The 21,974-nt window shown below is 55.0% G+C and carries 24 protein-coding genes and 1 tRNA gene; 6 read left to right on the top strand and 19 right to left on the bottom strand.

The window, feature by feature from the left end:
- The first annotated feature begins 1 nt into the window (after position 1).
- Positions 2-784: a dimethylarginine dimethylaminohydrolase family protein gene (locus FIU92_RS13245; protein WP_152459065.1), complete on the top strand. Its 783-nt coding sequence runs from the start codon at positions 2-4 to the stop codon at positions 782-784.
- A gap of 265 nt (positions 785-1,049) precedes the next feature.
- Here FIU92_RS13245 and FIU92_RS13240 read toward each other — a convergent pair whose 3' ends face one another.
- From FIU92_RS13240 to FIU92_RS13225, 5 genes are all read right to left on the bottom strand, one after another.
- Positions 1,050-1,925: a copper resistance D family protein gene (locus tag FIU92_RS13240; protein WP_152459064.1), complete on the bottom strand. Its 876-nt coding sequence runs from the start codon at positions 1,923-1,925 to the stop codon at positions 1,050-1,052.
- A gap of 2 nt (positions 1,926-1,927) precedes the next feature.
- On the bottom strand, positions 1,928-2,269 hold the full coding sequence (locus FIU92_RS13235) for a copper resistance CopC family protein (RefSeq protein ID WP_152459063.1): 342 nt from the start codon (positions 2,267-2,269) through the stop codon (positions 1,928-1,930).
- A gap of 10 nt (positions 2,270-2,279) precedes the next feature.
- Positions 2,280-2,711 (bottom strand): cytochrome c, encoded by a 432-nt coding sequence (locus FIU92_RS13230; RefSeq protein WP_152459062.1) that lies wholly within the window; start codon positions 2,709-2,711, stop codon positions 2,280-2,282.
- A 757-nt stretch (positions 2,712-3,468) separates the two neighbouring features.
- A complete protein-coding gene (locus FIU92_RS23205; protein ID WP_371419717.1) occupies positions 3,469-3,678 on the bottom strand; it encodes a DUF6538 domain-containing protein in 210 nt (69 codons plus the stop codon).
- Positions 3,679-3,981: 303 nt separating this feature from the next.
- Complete coding sequence (locus FIU92_RS13225) at positions 3,982-4,764, bottom strand: hypothetical protein (RefSeq protein ID WP_152459061.1); 783 nt, start codon at positions 4,762-4,764, stop codon at positions 3,982-3,984.
- Between the two features lie 258 nt (positions 4,765-5,022).
- Here FIU92_RS13225 and FIU92_RS13220 point away from each other — a divergent pair, with 258 nt between their 5' ends.
- Positions 5,023-5,655 carry a hypothetical protein gene (locus FIU92_RS13220; protein ID WP_152459060.1) on the top strand — a complete coding sequence of 211 codons (633 nt, stop codon included), beginning with the start codon at positions 5,023-5,025 and terminating at the stop codon, positions 5,653-5,655.
- A 2-nt stretch (positions 5,656-5,657) separates the two neighbouring features.
- The gene (locus tag FIU92_RS13215; RefSeq protein WP_152459059.1) at positions 5,658-6,539 is read left to right on the top strand and encodes an exonuclease domain-containing protein; all 882 of its coding nucleotides are present in this window, start codon (positions 5,658-5,660) and stop codon (positions 6,537-6,539) included.
- Between the two features lie 347 nt (positions 6,540-6,886).
- Here FIU92_RS13215 and FIU92_RS13210 read toward each other — a convergent pair whose 3' ends face one another.
- From FIU92_RS13210 to FIU92_RS13145, 14 genes are all read right to left on the bottom strand, one after another.
- A complete protein-coding gene (locus tag FIU92_RS13210) occupies positions 6,887-8,374 on the bottom strand; it encodes a DUF4041 domain-containing protein (protein ID WP_152459058.1) in 1,488 nt (495 codons plus the stop codon).
- Between the two features lie 87 nt (positions 8,375-8,461).
- Positions 8,462-8,755: a hypothetical protein gene (locus FIU92_RS13205; RefSeq protein WP_152459057.1), complete on the bottom strand. Its 294-nt coding sequence runs from the start codon at positions 8,753-8,755 to the stop codon at positions 8,462-8,464.
- A gap of 38 nt (positions 8,756-8,793) precedes the next feature.
- Positions 8,794-9,075, bottom strand: a complete 282-nt coding sequence (locus FIU92_RS13200) for a hypothetical protein (RefSeq protein ID WP_152459056.1) — start codon at positions 9,073-9,075, stop codon at positions 8,794-8,796.
- A 44-nt stretch (positions 9,076-9,119) separates the two neighbouring features.
- Positions 9,120-9,743 (bottom strand): hypothetical protein, encoded by a 624-nt coding sequence (locus tag FIU92_RS13195; protein WP_152459055.1) that lies wholly within the window; start codon positions 9,741-9,743, stop codon positions 9,120-9,122.
- A 176-nt stretch (positions 9,744-9,919) separates the two neighbouring features.
- Positions 9,920-10,225 (bottom strand): hypothetical protein, encoded by a 306-nt coding sequence (locus FIU92_RS13190; RefSeq protein ID WP_172978496.1) that lies wholly within the window; start codon positions 10,223-10,225, stop codon positions 9,920-9,922.
- 155 nt (positions 10,226-10,380) lie between these two features.
- Positions 10,381-10,899 (bottom strand): N-acetylmuramoyl-L-alanine amidase, encoded by a 519-nt coding sequence (locus FIU92_RS13185; RefSeq protein WP_152459053.1) that lies wholly within the window; start codon positions 10,897-10,899, stop codon positions 10,381-10,383.
- Between the two features lie 223 nt (positions 10,900-11,122).
- A complete protein-coding gene (locus FIU92_RS13180) occupies positions 11,123-11,887 on the bottom strand; it encodes a hypothetical protein (RefSeq protein ID WP_152459052.1) in 765 nt (254 codons plus the stop codon).
- 35 nt (positions 11,888-11,922) lie between these two features.
- Positions 11,923-12,591: a hypothetical protein gene (locus FIU92_RS13175; protein WP_152459051.1), complete on the bottom strand. Its 669-nt coding sequence runs from the start codon at positions 12,589-12,591 to the stop codon at positions 11,923-11,925.
- A 1,892-nt stretch (positions 12,592-14,483) separates the two neighbouring features.
- Positions 14,484-14,681 carry a hypothetical protein gene (locus FIU92_RS13170; protein WP_152459050.1) on the bottom strand — a complete coding sequence of 66 codons (198 nt, stop codon included), beginning with the start codon at positions 14,679-14,681 and terminating at the stop codon, positions 14,484-14,486.
- A 241-nt stretch (positions 14,682-14,922) separates the two neighbouring features.
- Positions 14,923-15,588: a recombinase family protein gene (locus FIU92_RS13165; RefSeq protein WP_152459049.1), complete on the bottom strand. Its 666-nt coding sequence runs from the start codon at positions 15,586-15,588 to the stop codon at positions 14,923-14,925.
- A 548-nt stretch (positions 15,589-16,136) separates the two neighbouring features.
- Positions 16,137-16,760 (bottom strand): hypothetical protein, encoded by a 624-nt coding sequence (locus FIU92_RS13160; RefSeq protein ID WP_152459048.1) that lies wholly within the window; start codon positions 16,758-16,760, stop codon positions 16,137-16,139.
- A 77-nt stretch (positions 16,761-16,837) separates the two neighbouring features.
- On the bottom strand, positions 16,838-18,607 hold the full coding sequence (locus FIU92_RS13155) for a site-specific integrase (protein ID WP_152459047.1): 1,770 nt from the start codon (positions 18,605-18,607) through the stop codon (positions 16,838-16,840).
- Positions 18,608-18,707: 100 nt separating this feature from the next.
- Positions 18,708-18,783 (bottom strand) — tRNA-Ala (locus FIU92_RS13150).
- A gap of 143 nt (positions 18,784-18,926) precedes the next feature.
- A complete protein-coding gene (locus FIU92_RS13145) occupies positions 18,927-19,253 on the bottom strand; it encodes a TIGR02300 family protein (RefSeq protein WP_152459046.1) in 327 nt (108 codons plus the stop codon).
- 100 nt (positions 19,254-19,353) lie between these two features.
- Here FIU92_RS13145 and FIU92_RS13140 point away from each other — a divergent pair, with 100 nt between their 5' ends.
- From FIU92_RS13140 to FIU92_RS13130, 3 genes are all read left to right on the top strand, one after another.
- A complete protein-coding gene (locus FIU92_RS13140) occupies positions 19,354-20,049 on the top strand; it encodes a M48 family metallopeptidase (RefSeq protein ID WP_253282570.1) in 696 nt (231 codons plus the stop codon).
- A 30-nt stretch (positions 20,050-20,079) separates the two neighbouring features.
- Positions 20,080-20,727, top strand: coding sequence for a GntR family transcriptional regulator (locus FIU92_RS13135; RefSeq protein WP_152459044.1), 648 nt, complete (start codon positions 20,080-20,082; stop codon positions 20,725-20,727).
- A 113-nt stretch (positions 20,728-20,840) separates the two neighbouring features.
- Positions 20,841-21,971 carry a lytic murein transglycosylase gene (locus FIU92_RS13130; protein WP_152459043.1) on the top strand — a complete coding sequence of 377 codons (1,131 nt, stop codon included), beginning with the start codon at positions 20,841-20,843 and terminating at the stop codon, positions 21,969-21,971.
- The last annotated feature ends 3 nt before the right edge of the window (positions 21,972-21,974 follow it).

Here is a 21,974-nt window from a genome sequence, read left to right as displayed (position 1 = left end):
CATGTCAGACCCAACTTTTGAGTTTTCCCGCGCCATCACTCGCCGCCCGGCACCGACCATTGCTGACGGATTGCGCGCAGAAGATATCGGAAACCCGGATTTCGATGGGATGACGGCCGCGCATGGGGCATACGTGGCAGCACTGAAAAGCACCGGGGCCGAGGTGATCGAGCTTGATCCCCTGGATGCGTTCCCTGACGCGCAGTTTGTGGAAGATACGGCACTGTGCCTGCCGCAGGGTGCTGTGCTGATGCGGCCGGGCGCGCCTTCGCGAATGGGGGAAGTGGCCGAGATCGCCCCGGCACTGCTGGCCTGCTATGAAACGGTCACACAGATCAATGGTCCCGGCCATATCGAGGGTGGAGACATCCTTGTAACCGGCCGCGAAATTCTTGTGGGCCGGTCAGACCGCACTGACGCGGAAGGTGTTGAGGAACTGGCGAAAATCACCTCGGAATGGGGTCACAAACTGCGGGAAGTGTTCACGCCCGAGGGCGTTTTGCACTTCAAAACGGATTGTTCTCTGATGGATGCCGAGACAATTCTTGCGACCCGGCGATTGGACGCTTCGGGCTGCTTCGAAGGCTACCGGGTGCTGCATGTTGCTGACGGAGAGGAGGCAGCGGCAAACGCGATCCGGTTCAACAATCTGGTGCTGATGGCCGCTGGTTTCCCACGCACCGCAGAGATGCTGGACCGCGAAGGATATGAGGTCATTGAAATTGACAATACCGATTGTGCAAAGCTTGATGGTGGCATGTCCTGTCTTTCATTAAGGTTCTGAGGGGCAGCTGCAGGGTTCAGACCCCAGTGAATTCGGCAGGTCGCGTGTTGATGGTTCGAAAGACAGGCGGTGAACAAGCTTGATTTCTTACGGTTGACCGGCGCGCAGGTGGCACTGTTTGAACCCTGTTTGCCAAAGCCCAATGGCTAGGCCCCGCGGCAAGGGTCGGCGGGTCCTGAGTAGGATTGTCTTCCTTGTTCGCATCGGATCGTGCACCGCCGCTGCCATTGCTGCACATTGCGCGCGCACCGGTGTCTGGCCCGCTCTAATGGCCCGAATTCGGAAGCGCCAGAACACTCGTGAGTGTTGCCGTTGTTGCCAGCACCACCAACACCATCAATGCCTCAACCTCGATAGAGCGGGCGAGGCGTTGCGCTGCCTTGACCTCTCCACCTTGCATGGCCGGAACAAATCGGAGCTTGTTTGCGGCGGCAAGAAACAACAGCAGCGCCACAAAAAACACTTTGAGCAACAACGACTGCCCGTAGCCAGTGAACAGCAGCCCTTGGAGATTGCCGACAAGCAACCAGGCCATCCAAAGGCCCGCCACGATCAATGCCGGCACAAGCCAAGTGGCAGCTTGCCCAAAGACATGACCGAGTTCAGCAGCATCCTTCAGGTGTTCAGGAGCAAGGGCCATATTCCGCAGCGGGCTGAAGATGCCCACCCAGAAAGCTACACATAACAGGTGCAGCAGGAGCAGGAGCTGGATACCAAAGCTCTCCAGTTCCGGAACGTGCCCGATCTGCGCAAACGACCATAAAGCGATCGTGCCACCCAACAGCGCGATCCACTGATTAAAGCGAGGAACGGACAGCCCAACAAGGATCAACGCTGCGCCTGCAAGGCGATAAACAAGTGTGTCGCCCACGGATGTCTGCCACAGCAGGCCAAGCATCTTCGGATCGACCATGCCGTCAACCCCGCCTGTCAAGGCGGCCCCACGAAGCAAGAAGCCAACTGCTGTCGCGACAAGAGCAAGCCATGCCAAGGCCCTTGCCTGACGCGCCATCGCAAGGTTCACCGGTGCGACAAGGCCGGAATAGAGGCATCCAACAATCACTAGCCCGGCAGAGCCCGCAAAGCCGATGTAGAGCACCAGCTTTGCGATGATCGCAGCAATCGCCCAGATGTCTGGCATGCTCATTCCACGGTAAAGGAAAACTCGCCCTGCATCGCATGGCCGTCTTCACCCAAACCCCGCCATTCGATGACATAGGTGCCCGTTCCATTGCTCGGCAGTGGGATCGTGAATGCCTGACCAAAACTTGTCTGGTCGCCCAAATCCAAGCTTACTGCCGAGTGTTCTTCATGGGCCATCTCTATCCGTGTCAGCCGGATGTTTTTTGAGAAGTTGAGACCAATTTCAGCGGGCACAGTGGTTATCGTGGCGCCGTTGGCAGGGTTTGTTTCTTCAATTTTGGAATGCGCCAGTGCGCCGTTGGCAAGCGCAACCATAAGCGCGAATGTCATGATCTTCTTCATTGGGTTACCCTCAGTTTATTCCGTTGGCGCGCTGGATTTCGCGAATGTAGGCGATCACCATGGCAACGTCACCTCGTGTCAGGCCCTCCACGGGGGGCATGTCGCCAAACTGCCAATGGTGGCTTCTTACACCTTGTGAAACCGCCCTGTGAAAGGCTTCATCAGCGTGGTGACTGGGTTCGTAAATTTTGTGGATCAGAGGCGGCCCGGCGCCCTCTACGCCGACCGCATTGGCGCCGTGGCATGACGCGCATGAGACCTCAAAAACACGCTGTCCGATTGCGGCATTGCCTTCGATGGCCGGCATCTGAATTGCGACCATGGCGTCGCCTGTGCGTGTTTCATGCGGTGCGGCCTCTTCAATTGCGCCGGGGCGAAGAGTTATGAAGGCGGCGACGGCAGCGACAGCGCATGCGCCGATTAGCAAGTGACTTTTTTTCATGGATTGGTCCTGACATTTTGGAAGCTGGCAACGCTGCGGCACATCGCGAACAACCGCACGTGCTGGTCGCTTACATCCGCAGGGATTTGTGCTGCTTCAAAGGTCAGGGGGCCTGTAGAGTGCGTCTGGTTCACTTAGCTTGACTTGGGTTCCAACATGGAACTCCGGGTCAGTATCACGCCGACCCTTGGCAACTTCACTGACTTGGAACGGCAATGCAACGGCTTGGCAGATAAAGGGATTGCACTTTCCGGTTTCGGAACTCTCCGGGTCATGATGATGACCTGAAGCCGAGACGTCACCGCTGGTTGCCAATGCTGAGTGTTCGGAAGGTTGCGTATGGTGCTCACAGTGAAGGCCCACGCAGCCCTTCGACAGCGCGTGCGCAACACCGCCAATGCCGGTCAGGATGACCAGAACGCCAACCAATAGAACAAGTGAATATCGCCGGATGACCATGGTGCCGGACGTTACTGCACGCAAGCGCACGATACAACGCCACACAATTCATCGCCCCGAAACAGGGTCGCTCAATTGTGGTCTGTGATGCAAAAAAAGCAAACCGTGACTGCGATGCGGTTTTGTGCGCTGCATTCTCACCATAGTCTTCATGGCCCAATTCGCAGTATCGGATGGTATCAATCATGCGCTCCCTCTGAGACTCACTGAAAGGGCTGAGTTTATCCCGTGCGCCCTTGTCCTTGCCAAAGCACTCTTGAGACCCCGGGCATCATTGTGCGTAGTTCATGCCCGACTGTTATTTGTGCTTTTTTGTTGCGTCCCCGCACGCTGCAATACGCCGTGCCAGAGTACGAGCCTCTTTAGGGCATCTTGTACGCAAAGACACCCGAAGGGTCCTACGTGTGGTGTTTGGTCTAGTGTGGGGTTTTGGTTTTGTGTCGGGCAGGGGCCAACGGAAGTAATAGATCCCATGTCTGGACAGCGAGAGATACGCATACAGCTTCATTTTGTGTCACACCTGTGTGTCACACCGCTCTAATGCTTGCTATCTAGTTGAATTGTTAGGTTTTGGTGGAGCCTAGGGGATGCGGTCCTGAGGTGATAGGTTTAAATAAAATCAGTAGCTTACGTGTAGTTGATTTCTTGCACTGTAACAACCCACTGTAACACTTTTGGGTTGGATACGGGCTGAGGCTTAGGAAAGTAACCCTCGGTTCCACCTTCCACCCGGTGATGACCAGGAGTTCATCCCGTTGCCGAAACGGTAAATGGTTAACATTGCGGAAAAAGCCGCCGTAGCCCCAAATAATTAGTCGAGATCGTAGAGTGACATATCGATATGTGTATCGTATGCGGTAGCTCTCAGCCCTTGCCTTTTGGGAGGAGAACTCTTCGGTTGATGCTTTCTAAACTTGGGATCGAATGGGGGGATTATGAGTTGTGAAATCTCAATCTCTCCGAAGTCATACTCCACTGGGGATGCTCCTTCTTCGGAAGTTTTGATCTCTCCCGAGGAAAACACCGTGAAGGCATTGCTTGGGTATCCGTCCGTGAGATCAAGAACCGGTCTCTTGTGAGATCGACCTCGACGAAAGACCTCGGAAAAACCACTTACCTCGTCCCAAAAGTAAACCGACTTGAACCCGTGAGCCACGCTTGCAGCGCCAAATTGCATCATTTGGAACTGCCAAGGCTGATCAGCGCGAATATACCTGTCCTTTGACCCGGCCAGAGTGTGAGCAATCAACCAGACATTCGATGCGCCGGTCCTCTTTTTGTATTCAACGATCTTCCGGCGTTTGCTTATGATTGCCTTTGCAATCCAAACATGAGGTTCAATCGCCCAAACAACTTGAACGCCAACTGATTTGGTTCTCTCTACTTCGTAGAGGCCTCGTTTATAGTTGTATTGAAGAATCTCCGACTGCGGCACTTGTGTGGCCTCACACGCAATAAGTCGACCGTTCAACTTGAAAAGGAAGTCTGGCCTATCCTCCTCTTCGCGGTCCTCAAACTCAATCTCGCTGCCGTATTCACGCTCTAAGGCGTTACGTATTGCGATTTCATTATCCGTAGGTACAGGCCTAGTCATAATTTCCTCTGACGCAGGATGATAGATATCCTGAGAGTACCGCTGTTGTCGGTAAAAAAGGAAGGAGCCACTGCGGCTCCCTCCAAGTTCACTTTCCGTCACTCTTTCAGCAAATCCTCGAACGTCCTGCGCTTCACCCGCACAGTTCCACCACCGGTATTCACCGGGACCAACTCGCGGCTTCGCCTTCTGGCCGTTAATAATCAGGTTGTGCGAGTGTCATGGCCAATATGACGGGACTGCCAGTAGTGAAAACCTTTGCAGCACTATGAGGTAAAAAGGCTGGGTGCTTTCGCGACAGGGTTGGCCAGAGCCGAACTTGTTGTGCTATCAGGAACCAAAGTAAAGGAATTAAGGTGCGACGTGACTGCTGAGCAGCAAATCTGGATTGAAGCCCTGAAACGCGAAAAGAACCGGGTAGAAAAGATACACAAGAAATCCCGTGATGAAGGCAAAAAATCCTCCGCGCAGTTCTTGCCGGAGCGCGTTCCCCAGCCTTGGGTCTGGTCGCGGTCTGGACCAGGGCATTTATCCGATTTTGACGACGCATTTTTGTTGTCAGTCACTGACTTCGACTACGATCTCGATGACCAGGATTTCGTCCAGTTTCTCAAAGACGCCGCGCAGCTTCATATCTGCCGTGCTCGAAGTAGTACATACTGGCATTTGCTCCAGACAAAATCAGTCTCGTTTGAAGAGTTCGGTGGCCATCCAGAATTGCAATTCGCCCAAGAATATCAGGGAAAAAGGCACCGATACTCAGAAGGCGAGATGTACGGTCTTTGGCGAATTTTCTTGCGTACGCGTGTCTATCTCCAAGGTGCATACGACAGTTATCGTAAACGGCAGACAGAGGCTCCAACGGTTTCGGTCGAGCTAAAGGTGGTCTGAAAATGGATTTCGTTGCCGTTGACGTAGAAACCGCAAATTGGGACAAGAGTTCGATCTGCCAGATCGGCTGGTCACTCGTGAATGATGGCCAAATCGTACAGAATGAAAGCCTTCTGATTGATCCTCAGACCTATTTTGACCCGTTCAACAAATCCATCCACGGAATAACTGAATCCGATGTTGAAGGAGCGCCAACCTTCGCGGATGTGAGGCACGCATTTCATGAGATGATGAACTCGGTACCGGTGATCAGCTATGGGCTATTCGACCAAGCAGCATTTGATCTCGCTGACGACGATGACGCAAACACTTCATTTGTGACCGAAATGCCTTGGGTTAACGGTCAGCGGATCGTGCGAAGGGCTTGGCCAGAACATTTCAAGCAAAAGTACAACCTTGGTTTAGTCGCAGACACCTTGGGCCTTAAACTTCAAGCGCACGACGCCGGAAGCGATGCCCAGGTGCTCGCACAAGCAATCTTGCTCGCGGCTGAAAAGCTAGAAATGGATTTCGAGCAAATGCTTCAGCGAGCATATCAACCGCTTTCTCAGCAACGTAACTACCGCCAGCAATTGCAAATGATCGGCGAAGAAGGCGGTCCGCTTTCTGGCGAAATGATCTGCTTCACCGGATCGCTGAGTGTTGTCCGTACTCAAGCCGCTGAAATGGTTAACGGGCTTGGTGCCGGTGTGTGCCCATCTGTAACAAAGAAGACGACTATACTGGTTGTCGGAACCCAAGAATCGCCAATGGTCTTGAACAATAAAAGCAACAAACACTGCAAGGCCGAGGGTTTAAAAGAAAAAGGCTTCGGTATTGAGATTTTGTCAGAGGACCAATTCTGGGCAATTCTTGAACGTAGTGGGGTTGGTCATTGCGGCTAAGACACAAGACATTCGTGGATTGTTTGGCAAGCTACGGTGTAAAGGCGTGCAGCAAGATGACCTGCTCCAAGTGATTTAACCGCGGAGTCGACGGGTGCCTTATTCGAGACACAGATGCAGAAATTTAGTGGATTCTGCCGTTCGGCAGCTTTACGAGAGCTTGCCTTTTACCTGCAGTACTCCGCCCGTCTCAACCGAGATTGCGCTACAGTTGTCTCCAATTGCCCGTAGCCCCCTACGGGTACTTTGCACAATCTAGAGCGCGGGCCGCAGCGGTGATATGTTTCCTTTGAACAACGAAGCATTCCTGGTGTTATGTGGTGGTCGAATATTTGAACGTCAATCCGTTAGATTTCTAGCGGTAGCGCCTCAGCTTCCTCTTTCGCCAGTTTCTCAGCTAGCTCCTGCCGCCTTGCGAGCGTCTCAAAGTATTCCTGGGCTTCAACGTCAGTGTGGAAGTCTGCATCAGGTGCCAAACGCCTGACGGCCTCCTCGACCTCTTCTAGCGTCACCCGAAAGAACTCCTTTCGCATGTTCGCAGCGTTAACCCTCCGCGCACCGAATTCGGCGTGCAGCGCTGCCTCAAGTGCTGGGGCTTCTTCTGAGTAGATCATTGCATGTGTATCGAACAAGAACGGCACTGAAGCGTCCCCAAGTTCCCTTACGCGGTCGGCAGGATCGAGGCGTCTGGTCAACCCGATTTTCACGATATCATCCCCAAATGATCCTATGTTCGAGATCACATAGACGAAGCCGCTTCTTGTTTGCTCGGCCATCGCTTTGGCTCGCTCAGTCTCCTCACGGGCTGCTGCCAGTTGCTCTTCGAGTTCCCTGATCTTTGCCTCGTGTTCATCGGAGGAGATCACACCCGCCTCAGTACGGGCTTTCTCAAGTAGCTTCTGATAACGCTGTTCTTCTTTCTCCGCAGCTTTGGCTTGTTGCTGTAGTCGTTTCTCTTCCCGCTCCAACCGCGCTGCCTCGGCGCGTTCTTCACGTTCACGCTTGAGGGTCTCTCGGTATTCGTGCGTGAGCCGGAGTTCTTTCAGCTTGGCCTGATGGTAATCATCCGAGATGATCACGCTGTTCGAGGCATTCAACTTGTTGATGGCGGTCTTGGCCCGCTCGATCCGTTTCTCCATCGCCTGGACGTTGTTCCACCGGGTATTTGCGATGGCCGCTTCACACTCATTGTTGAACGCTCGGAGTGTAAGGCGCACTGCACGGTTGACCATGGTTTCCCCCTTGCTCTTGCTCCCATCAACCGTCCATTCCTTCAAGCAGAACACGGCAGTCTTACTAGCGACCATGGCCTTTTGCTCTTCCCTGATCGCCTTAATCGCCTCTTTGAACGCTTCACTGTCCCCATAGTCGAAATGAGGCTCGTAGACCCCGAGTCCTGCGAGGGATAGCCGCTCATCAAAGATTGAAAGTTCCCGCTTCAAGCGGTCGTAAGTGACGCGCTTCTCCTTGTATGACGAACGGAGGGTTTCGATTTCCTCCTCCTTGCTCTTAACCGTTTCGCTGAGCGCTTGGGTCTGTTGTTCGATGTCTTGAACACGGGTTGTGCGTTCATCTTCTAGACGAGCAATCTCATCCTCGATGCTGATGATCGCGGCATACCGTTCGACATCCTCTTTGTGTTCAGCCTGTAGCTCAGTAAGTCGCGCGTCGCATTCGGTGCGGGCTTGCTCAAGCCTCTGGTTTATGGCTTCGGTTTGATCTCTCAGCTTGCGCCCTCGACGGTAAAAAAGGAAGCTAAAAACGGGGAAAAACAACGCGGCCAGCCCGAGGTAGAGCGTCAACAAAACGGGTAGAAAAAAATCGATCTGTTCCATATTGGCATGTGATCATCAACCACAGGAAGAATCAACGAGATAGCAGCATGCCAGCCCATGGATGTCTTCCTGTGGTATAACCTCGAGTTAGACTGAGCGTGTTCCCTTCGATACCTCGAGCAACTCGTCGATTTGCGACAAATGATCTTTCAGCCCCGCAACGATGACCGCACGAGCCGCCTCAACTTCCATAACGCGAGCGCCGAGGATCGGGGCGGCACCTTGCTGGAACCCCCGAGCCAATGAAAGATCGAAGGTCCATGCACCTGCCCTGTCGGTGTACACGGCACCAGAGGGTTGCTGCAGGACATATGTGATACCCGCAGGCCCTGCGGCCTCAGCGTCACTTAAGGACGCTGATAGGTTCTCTCTGAGCCGCATGAGGGTCAGCGTAGCGTGTCCTTGGGTTCTAGCATTGATCAACACAGGTCCTCCGGCATGGTCAAACTGCTACTGCGAGCAACCCGGCGGATATCCGTGGACATGAACGCGTAGGTCTTGTTGAGGATGGAGACGATATCGACACGTTCACCGTAACCCGGTTTCCGCATTTGGTTCGGGTGTGCAACCTCGATCTGTTCGGCCTCCTCGCGCATCTCTTTGGCAACCTGACGGATACCTGCGAGGATCGACAGGGTTCGCTTCCAGCTTTCGGCGTCATCAGTCAGCGGTTGCGGTGTGGTGTTGGTTTTGGATGTCATTGTTTCTGGGTCCTTGTGTCGTTGTTGTTGGTAGTGATGACGGTTCATCGAACATTGATAAGTCTGGCGATCTGGTCTGCCCGGTGGACCGTAAGTTCACCTCGAGCATTCTCAGCGATAGCCTTGGCGTAGAACCGTCGAGCCGTGTCCGACGCCGTGGCCTCGACATAGCCAATCGCATCAGCAACTTTGTCTTCGGGCATGCTGGGGCGAACGTCGGGTTTCTTGGCGGTGATCTCTGGTTTGACATAGGGGTCCAACCCCAGAGCAAGCCGAGCAGCGTCCCGGCTCTGGTCAATCTCATCTTGGCAGCGACCATTGAATACATGACCAGCGATCTTGAGGATGTGCTTGGCCTGATCCAATGTCAGGTCTCGGCGATAAGCCCGCAGCTTCGCTTTCTTGATCATTGGCAAGATGGTTGGATCGGGCAAGCCTGACTTGGCTACGTGTTCAACGAACAACCGCTCGAACTCTTTGGTGGTCAGCGATGCGGGCTTGGGTTTGCCGAAGGTGTCCAAGAGTTTCTTGGCGTGAACCATAGGTCGCTTGGCTTGTGCGATCTGGTCGATCAACGCATCTCGGCGTTTACCTTTGCGGAGCTTGCTGTTCTCAACGAAATGTTGGGTCGCCTTTTTGGCGGATGCAGGGAGTGTCTCTACGGACATTTGCTAGATTCCTTGATTGCGGGGGTGGTCGGAAAGCTGCGGACGTGAGAACGCCTCCTGTAACCCTTTGAGGGAACAGACTTTCTCAACCTTAGTTTTCTGATTTTCCGTGGGAATGGGTGATTGTACGTTTCGCCGGGAAACGCGGGATTTAACGAGCGCCTTCGGACAGCGCCTCAGTGAAGCGCGACGGCCTCTAGTTCTTCCTCGATGATCTCCTCAAGGTACTCAGGGCCACCCACAAGATGAACCAGAGCTTCCTGAGATTGGGCGTAGCCGATGGCAAGCGACCACCGCCAATCGGTTATCGTCTGTCGGTGAACCAATGCGGCGATGGCGTAACCCACGTCGCTGCCTGCGTGTAACTCTGAGGCTACCTGCTTGAGCAACTGAATGCGGGGCAGCAGGTCTTTGACATAGCGCCTTTGGTTCGATCTCTTGTTGATCTCAGCGCGTTCCTCGGGGGTCTTCCGGTGATACACAGCTTTGCGATTGCAATTCTTGTGGCAATAGACCGCGCTGCGATGTTTATGAGCCGGTATCGGGCCTGCGCACAAACGGCATCTGCGTGTTGCCTCGGGTGTTTCGGTTTGGTCCTTCATGGGGTCAGCTTTCTTTTTGTTGTTCTTGGGCGTCGTCAGTAGACGCCTGTGGTCATCGCCTCGTTGCGGTCGAGGCGTTCTTCGAGTTCGGCCTCTGCGGCTTCGTCTTGGTCATGCTGCACGGTGGTGAACTTCTCGAGGCTTTCGTCGATCTCGAGGGGTACACCGAGTGTATCCGCGAGTTTCTGGTAGAGAGCCTCGAGTGCTTCACGCTGGGTATCTGTGAGGGTCTCGGAGAACTTGCCTGTCTCACGATCCCGTCCACCGACCACGCCGATCTGGATATGACTTCTTGTGAAGTTGTCTCGACCGACTGCGCCGCATGTCAGGGGGTGCCTACAGAGTTCGACCGTACCATCGACCAGCACCAAAAAGTGCCAGCCAATCCCGAAGCGACCAGTCTTGGCGTGTTCGACATCGATGATTGTCGCGTCGATGCGTGGGTCAGGTGGGTGATGGGTGTATCTGACGAATAGGCCGGTGGTCTTCTCGCGGGGCAACGTGGCGAACAACGATGTTCGCAGGTAGGTGTCGGCTCTCTTGATGTTCAACATTGGTGTTTGGTCCTGTCTTCACACGCTCTGCCCATGCTTGGAGTTCACTCATGGTCAGCCTTCCCGTCCCTGTTGGTGACCGACCATCTTCAATCAGATCGACTGTTGCATAGAAGTACTCGGGGTCAGCGCAGGTGCGGGGTTGGATACGGTTCAGGACCAGATCGATGTCTGTGTCCCAAACCATGTCTGATAGATCGGTCATTCGTGCTGATGCCGAAGGTCAGTGACCAAGTTGTTCGCGGATGTGCTGAGCGAACTCGGTCCACGTGATGCCATCAGCGCGACCCGCTGCTCGATCTACGGCGAACTGGCGGACCACGCGGTCAACACCGGGGTTTGTGAAGGCTGCTTGCTTCAGGAAGTCGAAGCCATCCGGGCCGAGTTCCTGCATTGCGCTCTGTGTTGCAGCCTCGGTGACCGTGCTTTGAACATTCGCAAACATGGCGCGAGTGCTACCATCCACGTCTATCTCCGATACCGACCCATCAGCCAGACCGCGCATGGTTTCAGTAACCTCATCGACCGACATACCTGACATAGCTATCTGACCGAAAGCTGTTTCGTATACCTGAGCCTCGCCCATCGTCATGATCTCGTCGTCGAGAGCGGCGTTGAGACCATCAACCACGGTGTCGAACTCGGGAAACCCTGTGTCGCTACGTGGGGCCTCCTCAGGGGTCTCCGGCGTCTGCGACTGGTGATCCTGCGCGGCACGTTGAGCAGCACCGAAAGACAGACCTTCATCAAAGACGGTGTTCAACAGGCCAAGCTCTTTAGCCTGGGCGACCTTCATCGACATGCCCTGAACATTGATCACGTCGGTGTCGCTGAGATCACTCTGTGAGTGGACCTCGCGCTGGATGTTGTTCGTGTTGCGGACGGTGACGGCACTACTCACGTAGTCTGTGCTTGAGGCGTGTTCCTTGGAGGAGATCATCGTCTGAACGGTGGCATCACCACCACCGAGGGTTACTCTATCAACCATGTTTCATGGGTCCTTTTGATTGGGGGTTAGAGGGATTAGTGGAGACCGAGTTCAATCTCGGTCAATTCCTGGGGTGTGGGTGGGGTCTCGACGAGGGGCAGACCAGTGATCGCCTTGTCATCATCGAGGGACATCAGGTGAACAGGGCATAACTGAGCCAGTGCATCCAATGCGTAGCCTTTCAGGCGGAGACGGGTGAACGCCATCACCAGACGCAGCTTTGTGTCTTCATCGATATCGCGCTCATGCAATTGCGACAGCGCGGAGACCTGTCCGTCCCTTGCGCACAACTCGAGCCATGCCACGCCGATGGCGCTTTCCTTTACCTTGTTGCTCAACTTTCGTGTCCCTTTGGGTTTTGCGTTGCTGCGTTCGTCGAGTGCTGCCTCGAGGGTCGCGACCTTGTTCTTCCATCGAGCGAGCGTCTCTTCTGCCTTGAGTGCTTCGCGTTGTTCTGGGGTGAGTTCTACCTGCCCAATCCCATGAGCTTCGGCACAGGATAGGCAGTTGTATTCATCGCCGAATGGAGCGGGGAACTTCACACCGCAGGAGATGCAGGACTTGTAGGTAATCCTGCGGTTCTCAGTGATGCATGGGTCGCACCTCGAGGCTTTGGGCTTGTGGGTCTCGTGTTCTTCACCACATGCGTTGCAGGTCTTGAGGTACATCTGCCGGGGTGGCTTCTTGGGTTTCAATCTGGGCATGGTGACGGTCCTTAATTGTCAACAAACAGCCAATCGGTAGATGGCATCGGGGGTGGTGCTGGCCGTGGAGGGGGTGTCGGTCGGGGTGCCGGATCGGACACGGGGTCGATGCCCTCGGGCCATTTTCCGGCGATCAGACCCGACGACCTGCGGATCATCTTGTGATATCTCGGGGGTATCGCTGGGGACCTCGGTAGGACGTGATCGAACAGGCTGTCACCGAGCATGTCCGTCTTCATAGATCGAATGGGAACGGAGACCGGAGGGAATGCCTCACCAGAGGCGAGGAGACGACCGTAGGCAACCGCTATGAATGCGGTTAGGTCTCGATCAGATCGACGCAGACCGAGCTTCTCAGCGGCCTTGAGCGTGTGTGTGCCTATAATGGCGAAGTCGTTGTAACTCAGGCGATACTTCGAGTATTGGACATCGCCGGTCAGCACCTCATCCTTGCGACCAGGCGGGACACAAAGCCCTTGGCGACCCATGAACGTACCGCCAACGAGGTAGACTTGATAGCGATGACCAGTACCGAGGAACTCGCGGGCCAGAACGTAGTGGACGAAGGACCTGACAATGGCTGACGCGTTCGGCACGTGTCGTCTACCGATGAGGAGGTGTGGCAACCTCTCCCTTGCCCTGCCGTGTCTCAGTACAGCCATGCGATATGTCGGGCGATCAGACCAATCACCGACACGATGACGTGTGCCTCGGGTTAACCGGACGGCCTCAGCGATCTCCTGTGGTGTCGGTTTGGTCTGCTTCATCACCGACCGTGCAACGGCGTTGATCGCTCCACCGGGGATGTAGCCACCGAGAGCAACTCCTCGGTTCTGGACGACCCCCCGACAGCGGGAACATAGGCCCCATCGCTGAGGTGGTCTCTCGGTGTACTCAAAGGCAGGTAATGGGTTGGTGCATGTAACTGAGGCGCAGATGGTCATGGTGGCCTCGTTGAGTTGTGCGTTGAGTTGTACGTTGAGGGTTACTGAGGGGGTCTCTGCGATACAGTCGGAAGGAACAGAGACCCCCACCACCCCGCCCATGTGCCAAGCTGACAACAGACATCACGGGCGAGGTGAAACGGTTAAAAGGTCTCACTGCATCGACCCGTCAGTTACGACAAGGATGCGTGTGAGACCTGAACCAGCATCGACCAAGGACCAGAGATCGATGTGGTATAGGAATTAGGATTGATGGTCACAGTGGTTGGTTGATGATCACAGTAGATGGTTGATCATTGATGGTCACTGCACCGGAGGTACACTGATAGGGAACTGTGAAGCCCTGAGAGGAACCTGATCGTGTAACTATAGGTATAACTTTTGGTATCTGTTCTTCATGAGGGAGCTGTAATTCCAACCCATTGATTTACAACGAGATGTACTTAGCGTGTCATCGACCGGTGAATGACCATCAACTGTGTCCATCATCGATCAACATCACAGAGGAGATACTCTGAGTGAACTTGAGGTGTACTCTGGGTGTACACTATAGGTATAACTTTTCGTTTCTTCTCTGTCTCATGAGGGAGCTGTAATTCCAACCCATTGATTATATGGAGTTCCGGCACCCTCGTTCTAGCGGCAGTCGTCGGGTGATCCACCGTCCTTACGGATCGACGGGAGGACAAACTGAGTGACCCAATCTTGGAACCACGGGTTCCCGTCGATTTCCACGACGCGGATGGCATCGACCTCGCAGACCCTCGACCAGCCTTTTGGGCCGCTGTGAGCCTTTGATTTCATTGGGAAATAAGAGGTAAAAAACAGGGGTCAGGTAGGGTGACCCACAAAACGCTGATTTAGGAGTTTTCAGAGCCTCGGCCAGCAGAACACCAGCCGAGATGTTTTGGGTTCATTCAGGAGTCAGCTGTAATTGCCTCGACGGGGTTAAACCTTCAGGCCCATGGAGCGACCGACCACCTTCAAGTCGTCGATCTTGTCCTCCAACGCATGGAACTCCTCGTCGTTGTACTGATCGGCAAGTGATCCCATTGCCGCCGCGTGTTCTTTTCGCAAATCGGCGATCTTCTCATCGAGGGCGAACTTGAGTGCTTCTTCGGTGTTCGCGAAGTGATTGAGGGTCATATCGTTATCCTTCCATCGCATGTTGGTGACACCGGAATAGGCCGAGCGACTCTTCGATGTCAACAATTTAATTGTTGATTTTCATATAGTTACGACATCCTGACCCTTGCGATATCGTATGTATTTTCCAGCCGAGACAGAGGGCAAGACGGCCCTTAGTTTACACAAGCACACCACCACGCAGGAAAGGACAAGAACACGCCCAATACGGGACGAATTGAGCCGCGAACGCCTCTGAAATCTAAGAGTTCACCTCCAATCTCTCGATGATCCGTTTCACCTGAGCAGCACTCCAAGCACCACCCCGCGCGGTCGCCACACCAGCCTTATCAAGCTCCCCAGCGATCTCCCGTAGTGACCTACCTGCGTCCCTCAGGGGCAACACAAGGCCCCGCAGCTTCTCAGCCCTTGCGGCAGCGTTGGCCTTCACAGCTTCGTTCCGCTTCATCGTAGCATCACGCACACCGCCGAGCTTCTGACCTCGGGCCTTTGCAGCCTGTAGCGCTGCCTTGGTGCGTTTGGATATGAACTCGCGTTCCTGTTCCGCCAAAGCCGCATAGACGTGTAGCTGGAACTTGTCGGCGTGAGGCATCGAAGCGACACGCAAGGACAGCTTCTTGTCGTCCATCAGCGTTGCAATGAAGGATACCTTGCGTGACAGGCGGTCCAACTTGGCGACTAGCAACTCGGCCCCTGTCTGCTTCGCTAGGGTGATCGCCTTGGTTAGCTCCGGGCGCTCATTGTCTGCCCCGCTCAGTACGTCGGTGAATTCCCCTATGACCTCGTACGGTTCGTCTGAGTAGTTAACCAGGAACAAGTCTATGTCCCGTGTCTGGGCCTCGAGGCCAAGCCCAGAGCGCCCTTGGTCTGCCGTGGATACCCTTCGATAGGTGACGTACTGCTTCATTGATTGGCCTTCCTCTGATGGCTCAATTCAAGCAGATAGTCAGGGTCGTTGCAATCGTCAAGGAAGGTTGTGAGTGTTACACCCTCACTCAAGAGCAATGAGGTTTCCCGACAGACGGACATACAAACGCCAAATTAGCTTGCGACGTTGATGCGGCTGAGGACCTAAAAAGTAGTCAGCCTATTCAGCGATTGGGGGAAAATACTGCGATGGATAATACAGACAAAGCACAGGCTTGGTTGATGGCGATAGTCGGGTTGGTGTGCCTCTATTCGTCCGGGCAGATGGGTGCTGGTTACACCGCCCTTGCTAGTGCAGCCTGTGCATTGGGCATTGGGTTTAAGTGGGGGCGTAGCTATCGCGACAACTGAGGGGTGGCACCTGAAGTTAACACGTGACTAGAGTGAACGGTGTGACCCGGGGGTGCCTTATGGTTTCACGGGGGGTGTGCGCGAGGGGGTACGGGGGGAACCGGGGAAGGATCACGTATTTGTAACTCACACAAATTTTTCCAGCAAAATCCGATCTACAAAATTTCACATCAAGTCTCATTGCTCATACTTTATGGCGACACGTATCAAGTTCCTCTTTGAAAGGAAGTTGCGAACGACGCTTTCGCCGCCCCAAAAGACATCAACTTCAAACTTGTACGGAGGTTCGCGTTCGGCAGGCGCACCGCCCCAGGTCAAATATGAGTTTGTTCTAGTGGAGATTTCCTTGTTTGCCTCACTGAAAACGACAACGGCAATCAGAGCCCAGAGAATTTTGTCTGGCATGTGAATCCGCCCTTCCCGAGTATCGATCTGCCATAAACTCTCACCTTGAGTATCGCTTCGCGTAAAGGTGAACTTTTCGGTCAACTCATGCCCATGCGCAGCAGAACAACGAAATGCGTGGTAGATTAAGTCCGCAAGATCAGGAGTCTCTAATCTTCGACCGTTATCAGTAGCCAACTCAATCGGTGGAAACACAGTTTCTTCAAGGTTAAGCCCTGCGCCGATAAACGCTTCAATAATTGCGTATTGGTCCCGCAGAAATTTCTTATATTCACTTCCGCTTACCTTCTTTTTCCGCAACGCTTTTCGGGCTGTTGTTTCAATAGCCGGAAGAATCATAGACATTCCCATTGGGACATCAGAATTGCTGGCGGCTATAATTGCTGCTTCTACCATTTGCTCAATCCTCAACAATCGAGTCTTCCCCTGTGAAATATATTGGCCTAACGAACCTAGCTAAACTCAATGGAGCTTTATCCGTCAATCAAGGTCGATGCTTTTGCAAGGTGATCGACTTCAAATCCTGAATACTCAATGCAGTCAATAGCTTCCACTAGAAGGGACAACCGATAAACCCCGTCGCCATACCGTCCTGCCATGCCTTGTTCTGAGTGACCTTGTATCGCGTTCATGATGTGCGGGAGAACACGACCGTTCCGGCAGGCGTCCTCGAAGTTGTGACGGAATGAATGGAACGATGTCCTATCCGTCTTCACGCCGATGCGTTCAAGGTAACGGCTAAAGAACTTTGAAAACTCCCCCGAGCGATACCCCGAAGCATCTACTTTGAGTTCAGGGAAGAGTTGAACTTCACCCGCATCCCGTTGCTCATCAACGAACTCGAGGAACCCAAGTTCAACAAGTTGCCGATGAACAGGTATTCGACGCCGCCCGCTCGCAGATTTGACTTTCTGATCCTCTGCTTCGTCTGTGATGTCTAGGAACGTGATACCATCATCTTCGCGTACATCCTTGACGGTCAACTGGCAGAGTTCGTTTAGCCTTGCCCCGGTGAACAAGCCAAGGAGCGGCAACCAGTACCGTGCGGTTCCACGCATCGAGTGATCTCCCGGTTCCGCGCAGAAACGCTCAGACCGGCAACCCGTGTAGAGGGGGCTGTTGAACAGCTTGGTCAACTGGTCTGTGCTGAACGGGTCGCGTTGCTCACGGGCGTTGACCGTCTCTTTGATCGTCAACCCCTTGAATAACCCGGTTCTGATCCCGTCATGGTGCGCCTCTGCCCAATTCCAGAAGGCACCGACCCGGCGCAAGGCTTTGTTCAGCGTGGCACTGCTCATCGGTGGCATACCCGTCTCAGCGGCCTTATCAGCGGCCTCTAGGATCGAAAGGTCTCGGACCTCGGGTTTCTTCTTCCAGTTCGCTGGGAGCTTGAGCAGGATTGCCTTGAAACGTCGAGCATCGTCTTTGCTGTACTGAGAGAGAGCCTTATCGCCTGCGATCTCCTTGAAAGCGGCCATCCAAGCCAAGTGATCATCGCGCACCTTGGGTGACCATGCGCCTCGTGACTTCTCGGCTTCCCAACTCGTTACCGCCTCAGACAGGAGAGGACCCGCCGTGCCACTGTCAGTTCCGCTTGGTGTAACCTCGGGGTAGGGCGGGGTAACAACTGGGTTGCCAAGGTCTCTATCCTTCGTCGCCGCATGGGCTTCCACAGATGCCTCTTGGAGCGCCCTTATCAACCTTGGCCAACTTAGGGAACCCTCGGCCAGTTTCAGGTCAATGCCTTCCCATGTGAGAACCTCGTCGGCCTCAGACCGGAAGAATTCATCACGTTTACCGCGAGCGAGGTTGGCGCGGTTGACCTCGTTCATATCTTGGTTGACCTGTTGCCACTCCTCGAAGGTCGGGCGCGGTTCATAGACGATGGGTTCGTCTGGATCGTCCGGGTCCTCGAAACCCTCCAGACGAACCTCTTCGTCCTCATCCAAGAGGTGATGCAGGTAGGCTTGCTTTGCCCGAGCTATCTGGATGGGGGTGAGTTCTTCCAGAGGAGCCTCTGCATCCTTCTCCTTTTGTCTGCTCAGCGCTCTCCGGTGTTCCTCAAAAAGGCGATCAATGCGGGCCGCTTCGATACGGACCCTAACGAGTGCCTCAGCCCTGTTCTTGGTGCGTAGTGAGAAGGTTTCTTCGACCTTTCCGTACGAGTCAGCAATGTCCTTCGGGACCGCTGCACGGTGATAATAGGTCGATCCACGGCGATACAGACGGGGGTGTCCAGGCATCTTCTCAAGAGTCCTCACTGTAACACCTCGCTGTAACAGTCCCTTGGAAAACTCCTTTTAAACCATGAAGTTACTTGTTTCTATGGTTATCTTGGAAGGATGGTGGAGCCTAGGGGAGTCGAACCCCTGACCTCTTGCATGCCATGCAAGCGCTCTCCCAACTGAGCTAAGGCCCCATCCAGGTACCGCGGATGCGGTGGACGGACGTTTAGGAGACAGTGACGACGAGTGCAAGTCCAAAAATGGAATCGAACGCGAATTTCCGCACTAAGCTGTCCGTGGAACGAAAAAGGCGACCCTGTGGTCGCCTTTGACTTGATCAGTTTTCGTCTTCCGAAGACATGTCAGTGATATCATCCAGCGAAACGTCATCACTGGTGTCATCATCGTCATCCAGCAGATCATCATCCAGTTCGACGTCTACAGAGTCGTCGTCATCCAGTACCAGCTCCTCGTCCGACGCGTTTTCACGCGCCTTGACCGAGGCGGCATCTTCTGCATCCGCCGCGATCATGCGGCTTTTGGATGTTTCAAGCTCCACGATCTCGCCAGTGTAGGGGCTGATGATCGGGTCCTTGTTCAGGTCGTAGAATCGCTTACCGGTGGTCGGGCAAACGCGCTTTACGCCCCATTCTTCCTTGGGCATGTCAAATCCCCTTGATATCAGGTGAGTCGTCTAAATGATTCAGCTCACCTGCCACAGGCAGAGGGCACTGTCAAAGTCTTTGCGCAAGAGAGGTCGCGATATGGGAGAGCACGCATTGCCAGGGACACCGCCGGTGCCGCTGAGGCTGCGCAAATCCGCCCGGGCGCGGCGCATAAGTTTGCGAATTTCTCAGCTGGACGGCCGGGTTACGCTGACCTATCCGGTCGGTGTGCCTGAATCCGAGGCGCTGAGTTTCGCACGTACCAAGGAAGAGTGGATTCGCCAGCATTTGCAGGACAGGCCGGAAACGGCCGTGGTGCAGTTCGGACAGAAGATACCGATTGAAGGCGTTGTCCGGCGAATCGTGCCCGCCAAGGGTCGGCGTGTTCAGTTGATGGCGGACGAGGTCGCAGTGCCCGAAGGGGCCGAGGCGCGCAGATTGGCCCGGTTTCTGAAGGAATTGGCGCGAGACCGATTGATTGGCGCGTGTGATGATTACGCGGCAATGCTGGGGCGGTCGTACAGCACGCTCAGCCTGCGCGACACGCGGTCACGCTGGGGATCATGCAGTTCGCAGGGTGGATTGATGTTCTCGTGGCGGCTCATTCTCGCGCCGTCCGAGGTGCTGCACTATGTGGCCGCGCATGAAGTGGCGCATCTTGTCGAGATGAACCACTCGCCCGCGTTCTGGGAACAGGTGGAACGCATTTTCGGCCCCTGTCAGCAACCCCGCCGCTGGTTGCGAGACAATGGGGCAGAGTTGCATCGTTACAGGTTTGACGCAAAGCCGAGTTGACCTTGCGCTGTTTTGTGATCACATAAGCGGATGTTGAGCGCACGCCCGTCTGACACCCAAACTGCCACTCATGACCGGGTTTATCGGGCCCTGAGGTCTCGAATCATGCATGGTGAGATGGCGCCGGGACAGGCGCTGACCTTGCGTGGCATCGGCAAGGAATTCGGCGTCTCGATGACCCCGGCGCGAGAGGCCGTGCGCCGTCTGGCCGCCGAGGGGGCATTGTTCCTTTCCAATTCCGGCCGGGTCTCGACACCTGAATTGACCAACGACCGGATTGAGGAATTGGCGGCGTTGCGCGCGTTGCTGGAAGTCGAGCTGGCCAGCCGGGCTTTGCCCCGGGCGCATATTGCGCTTATCGACCGGTTGCAGACCATCAACATGACCGTTGCCGAGATGGTGACCAAGCGGGACGCGGTTGGGTACATCCGTTCAAATCTGGAATTTCACCGCACCCTTTACCTGCGGGCTCAGGCGCCCGCGATGCTGGCCATTGCCGAAACGGTCTGGCTGCAACTCGGGCCGACGATGAGGGCGCTTTACGGGCGTCTCAGGCGCACTGAGCCACCGCATTATCACAAGCTGATCATTGCTGCCCTCAAGGCCGGGGACGAACCGGGCTTGCGCCTGGCGGTCCGTTCGGACGTGACGCAGGGATTGCGCTTGCTGGTGAGCTGAGCGGCATCCCGCCGACATTCCCGCGCCCACTGCGCAAGGTTTCACCGTTCTGGCCTGTTCAACCCGACTGGGTTACTCTTGATGCAAATCACAAACAAGAGCAGACCACAGCCATGATCACTCGACGGACTTTTTCCATTTGCCTTGGATCAACATTGTTGGCCGCCTGCACGGGTGGCGGTGCGCCATCCAGCGCGCCTGCATCGCGTATGCGGGCTGTTCCCAACGCGGGTTGGGATGCCTGGGTTGCCGGATTCAAGGGCAGGGCGGCATCGCAGGGAATTTCACAATCCACGATTGACCGCGCCTTTCAGGGTGCAGGGTATCTGCCCGATGTGATCGAGCGTGACCGCAATCAGGTAGAGTTCAAGCGTTCGCTCGAAGACTACCTGGCCATTGCCGCCTCGGACGAACGGATCAGCACCGGCCAGAAGATGCTGCGGCAATACAACGGGACGCTGTCGCAGATCGAGGCGCAGTACGGGGTAGACAAGGAAATCGTCGTTGCAGTGTGGGGGCTGGAAAGCCGCTATGGCGCGCGTCGGGGCGATGTGCCCGTTGTATCAGCTCTGTCGACGCTGGCCTATGACGGGCGGCGTGGTCAGTTCTTTGAAAGCCAGTTGATCGCGGCGCTCAAGATTCTTCAGAATGGTGACACCACGCCTGACAAGATGACCGGCAGCTGGGCCGGTGCGATGGGGCACACGCAATTCATTCCAACCTCCTACCTTGCCTATGCCGTGGATTTCACCGGCGACGGGCGGCGCGATATCTGGTCGGACGATCCGACGGATTCGCTGGCTTCGACCGCTGCTTACCTGTCGCGCGCAGGCTGGGTGCGGGGGCAGCCTTGGGGGGGCGAGGTCGGAACCGTTTCCGGTACACCGGTCGCCGTGCTGCAACCACAGAAACCCGGGCCGCGCATTGCCGTCTTCCGCAATTTTCAGGTCATCAAGCGCTATAACAATTCGGACAGTTACGCGATCGGGGTCGGTCATCTGGCGGACAGAATCGCCAGTGGCGCGCCGTTTCAGGCCTCGTTCGGGCCAGATGAAAACGGTCTGACATTGGACGACCGCAAGGAATTGCAACGGCGGCTGACATCCCAAGGGTATGATACGAAAGGCGCGGATGGGGTGATCGGCAAAAACACGACGTCTGCCATCAGCGCGTATCAAAGCGCCAATGGCCTGGCGGTCACCGGAGAACCTTCGGTTGCGTTGTTGCGCAGGTTGGGCGGCTGACGG

This window comes from Ruegeria sp. THAF33 (genome assembly GCF_009363615.1).
Taxonomy (GTDB): Bacteria; Pseudomonadota; Alphaproteobacteria; order Rhodobacterales; family Rhodobacteraceae; genus Ruegeria.
The sequence above is the reverse complement of the archived record's forward strand: the minus strand, read 5'-3'. Positions and strand labels throughout refer to the sequence as shown.

Bases quoted from the DNA above. Each gene is read 5' to 3' on its own strand.
- FIU92_RS13230 (WP_152459062.1), bottom strand. From the start codon at position 2,711: ATGAAAAAAAGTCACTTGCTAATCGGCGCATGCGCTGTCGCTGCCGTC.
- FIU92_RS13200 (WP_152459056.1), bottom strand. From the start codon at position 9,075: ATGACATCCAAAACCAACACCACACCGCAACCGCTGACTGATGACGCC.
- FIU92_RS13240 (WP_152459064.1), bottom strand. From the start codon at position 1,925: ATGCCAGACATCTGGGCGATTGCTGCGATCATCGCAAAGCTGGTGCTC.
- FIU92_RS13210 (WP_152459058.1), bottom strand. From the start codon at position 8,374: ATGGAACAGATCGATTTTTTTCTACCCGTTTTGTTGACGCTCTACCTC.
- FIU92_RS13155 (WP_152459047.1), bottom strand. From the start codon at position 18,607: ATGCCTGGACACCCCCGTCTGTATCGCCGTGGATCGACCTATTATCAC.
- FIU92_RS13195 (WP_152459055.1), bottom strand. From the start codon at position 9,743: ATGTCCGTAGAGACACTCCCTGCATCCGCCAAAAAGGCGACCCAACAT.
- FIU92_RS13145 (WP_152459046.1), bottom strand. From the start codon at position 19,253: ATGCCCAAGGAAGAATGGGGCGTAAAGCGCGTTTGCCCGACCACCGGT.
- FIU92_RS13165 (WP_152459049.1), bottom strand. From the start codon at position 15,588: ATGAAGCAGTACGTCACCTATCGAAGGGTATCCACGGCAGACCAAGGG.
- FIU92_RS23205 (WP_371419717.1), bottom strand. From the start codon at position 3,678: ATGAAGCTGTATGCGTATCTCTCGCTGTCCAGACATGGGATCTATTAC.
- FIU92_RS13205 (WP_152459057.1), bottom strand. From the start codon at position 8,755: ATGCGGCTCAGAGAGAACCTATCAGCGTCCTTAAGTGACGCTGAGGCC.
- FIU92_RS13135 (WP_152459044.1), top strand. From the start codon at position 20,080: ATGTTGAGCGCACGCCCGTCTGACACCCAAACTGCCACTCATGACCGG.
- FIU92_RS13245 (WP_152459065.1), top strand. From the start codon at position 2: ATGTCAGACCCAACTTTTGAGTTTTCCCGCGCCATCACTCGCCGCCCG.
- FIU92_RS13170 (WP_152459050.1), bottom strand. From the start codon at position 14,681: ATGACCCTCAATCACTTCGCGAACACCGAAGAAGCACTCAAGTTCGCC.
- FIU92_RS13235 (WP_152459063.1), bottom strand. From the start codon at position 2,269: ATGAAGAAGATCATGACATTCGCGCTTATGGTTGCGCTTGCCAACGGC.
- FIU92_RS13140 (WP_253282570.1), top strand. From the start codon at position 19,354: ATGGGAGAGCACGCATTGCCAGGGACACCGCCGGTGCCGCTGAGGCTG.
- FIU92_RS13185 (WP_152459053.1), bottom strand. From the start codon at position 10,899: ATGTTGAACATCAAGAGAGCCGACACCTACCTGCGAACATCGTTGTTC.
- FIU92_RS13225 (WP_152459061.1), bottom strand. From the start codon at position 4,764: ATGACTAGGCCTGTACCTACGGATAATGAAATCGCAATACGTAACGCC.
- FIU92_RS13180 (WP_152459052.1), bottom strand. From the start codon at position 11,887: ATGGTTGATAGAGTAACCCTCGGTGGTGGTGATGCCACCGTTCAGACG.
- FIU92_RS13130 (WP_152459043.1), top strand. From the start codon at position 20,841: ATGATCACTCGACGGACTTTTTCCATTTGCCTTGGATCAACATTGTTG.
- FIU92_RS13215 (WP_152459059.1), top strand. From the start codon at position 5,658: ATGGATTTCGTTGCCGTTGACGTAGAAACCGCAAATTGGGACAAGAGT.
- FIU92_RS13175 (WP_152459051.1), bottom strand. From the start codon at position 12,591: ATGCCCAGATTGAAACCCAAGAAGCCACCCCGGCAGATGTACCTCAAG.
- FIU92_RS13160 (WP_152459048.1), bottom strand. From the start codon at position 16,760: ATGGTAGAAGCAGCAATTATAGCCGCCAGCAATTCTGATGTCCCAATG.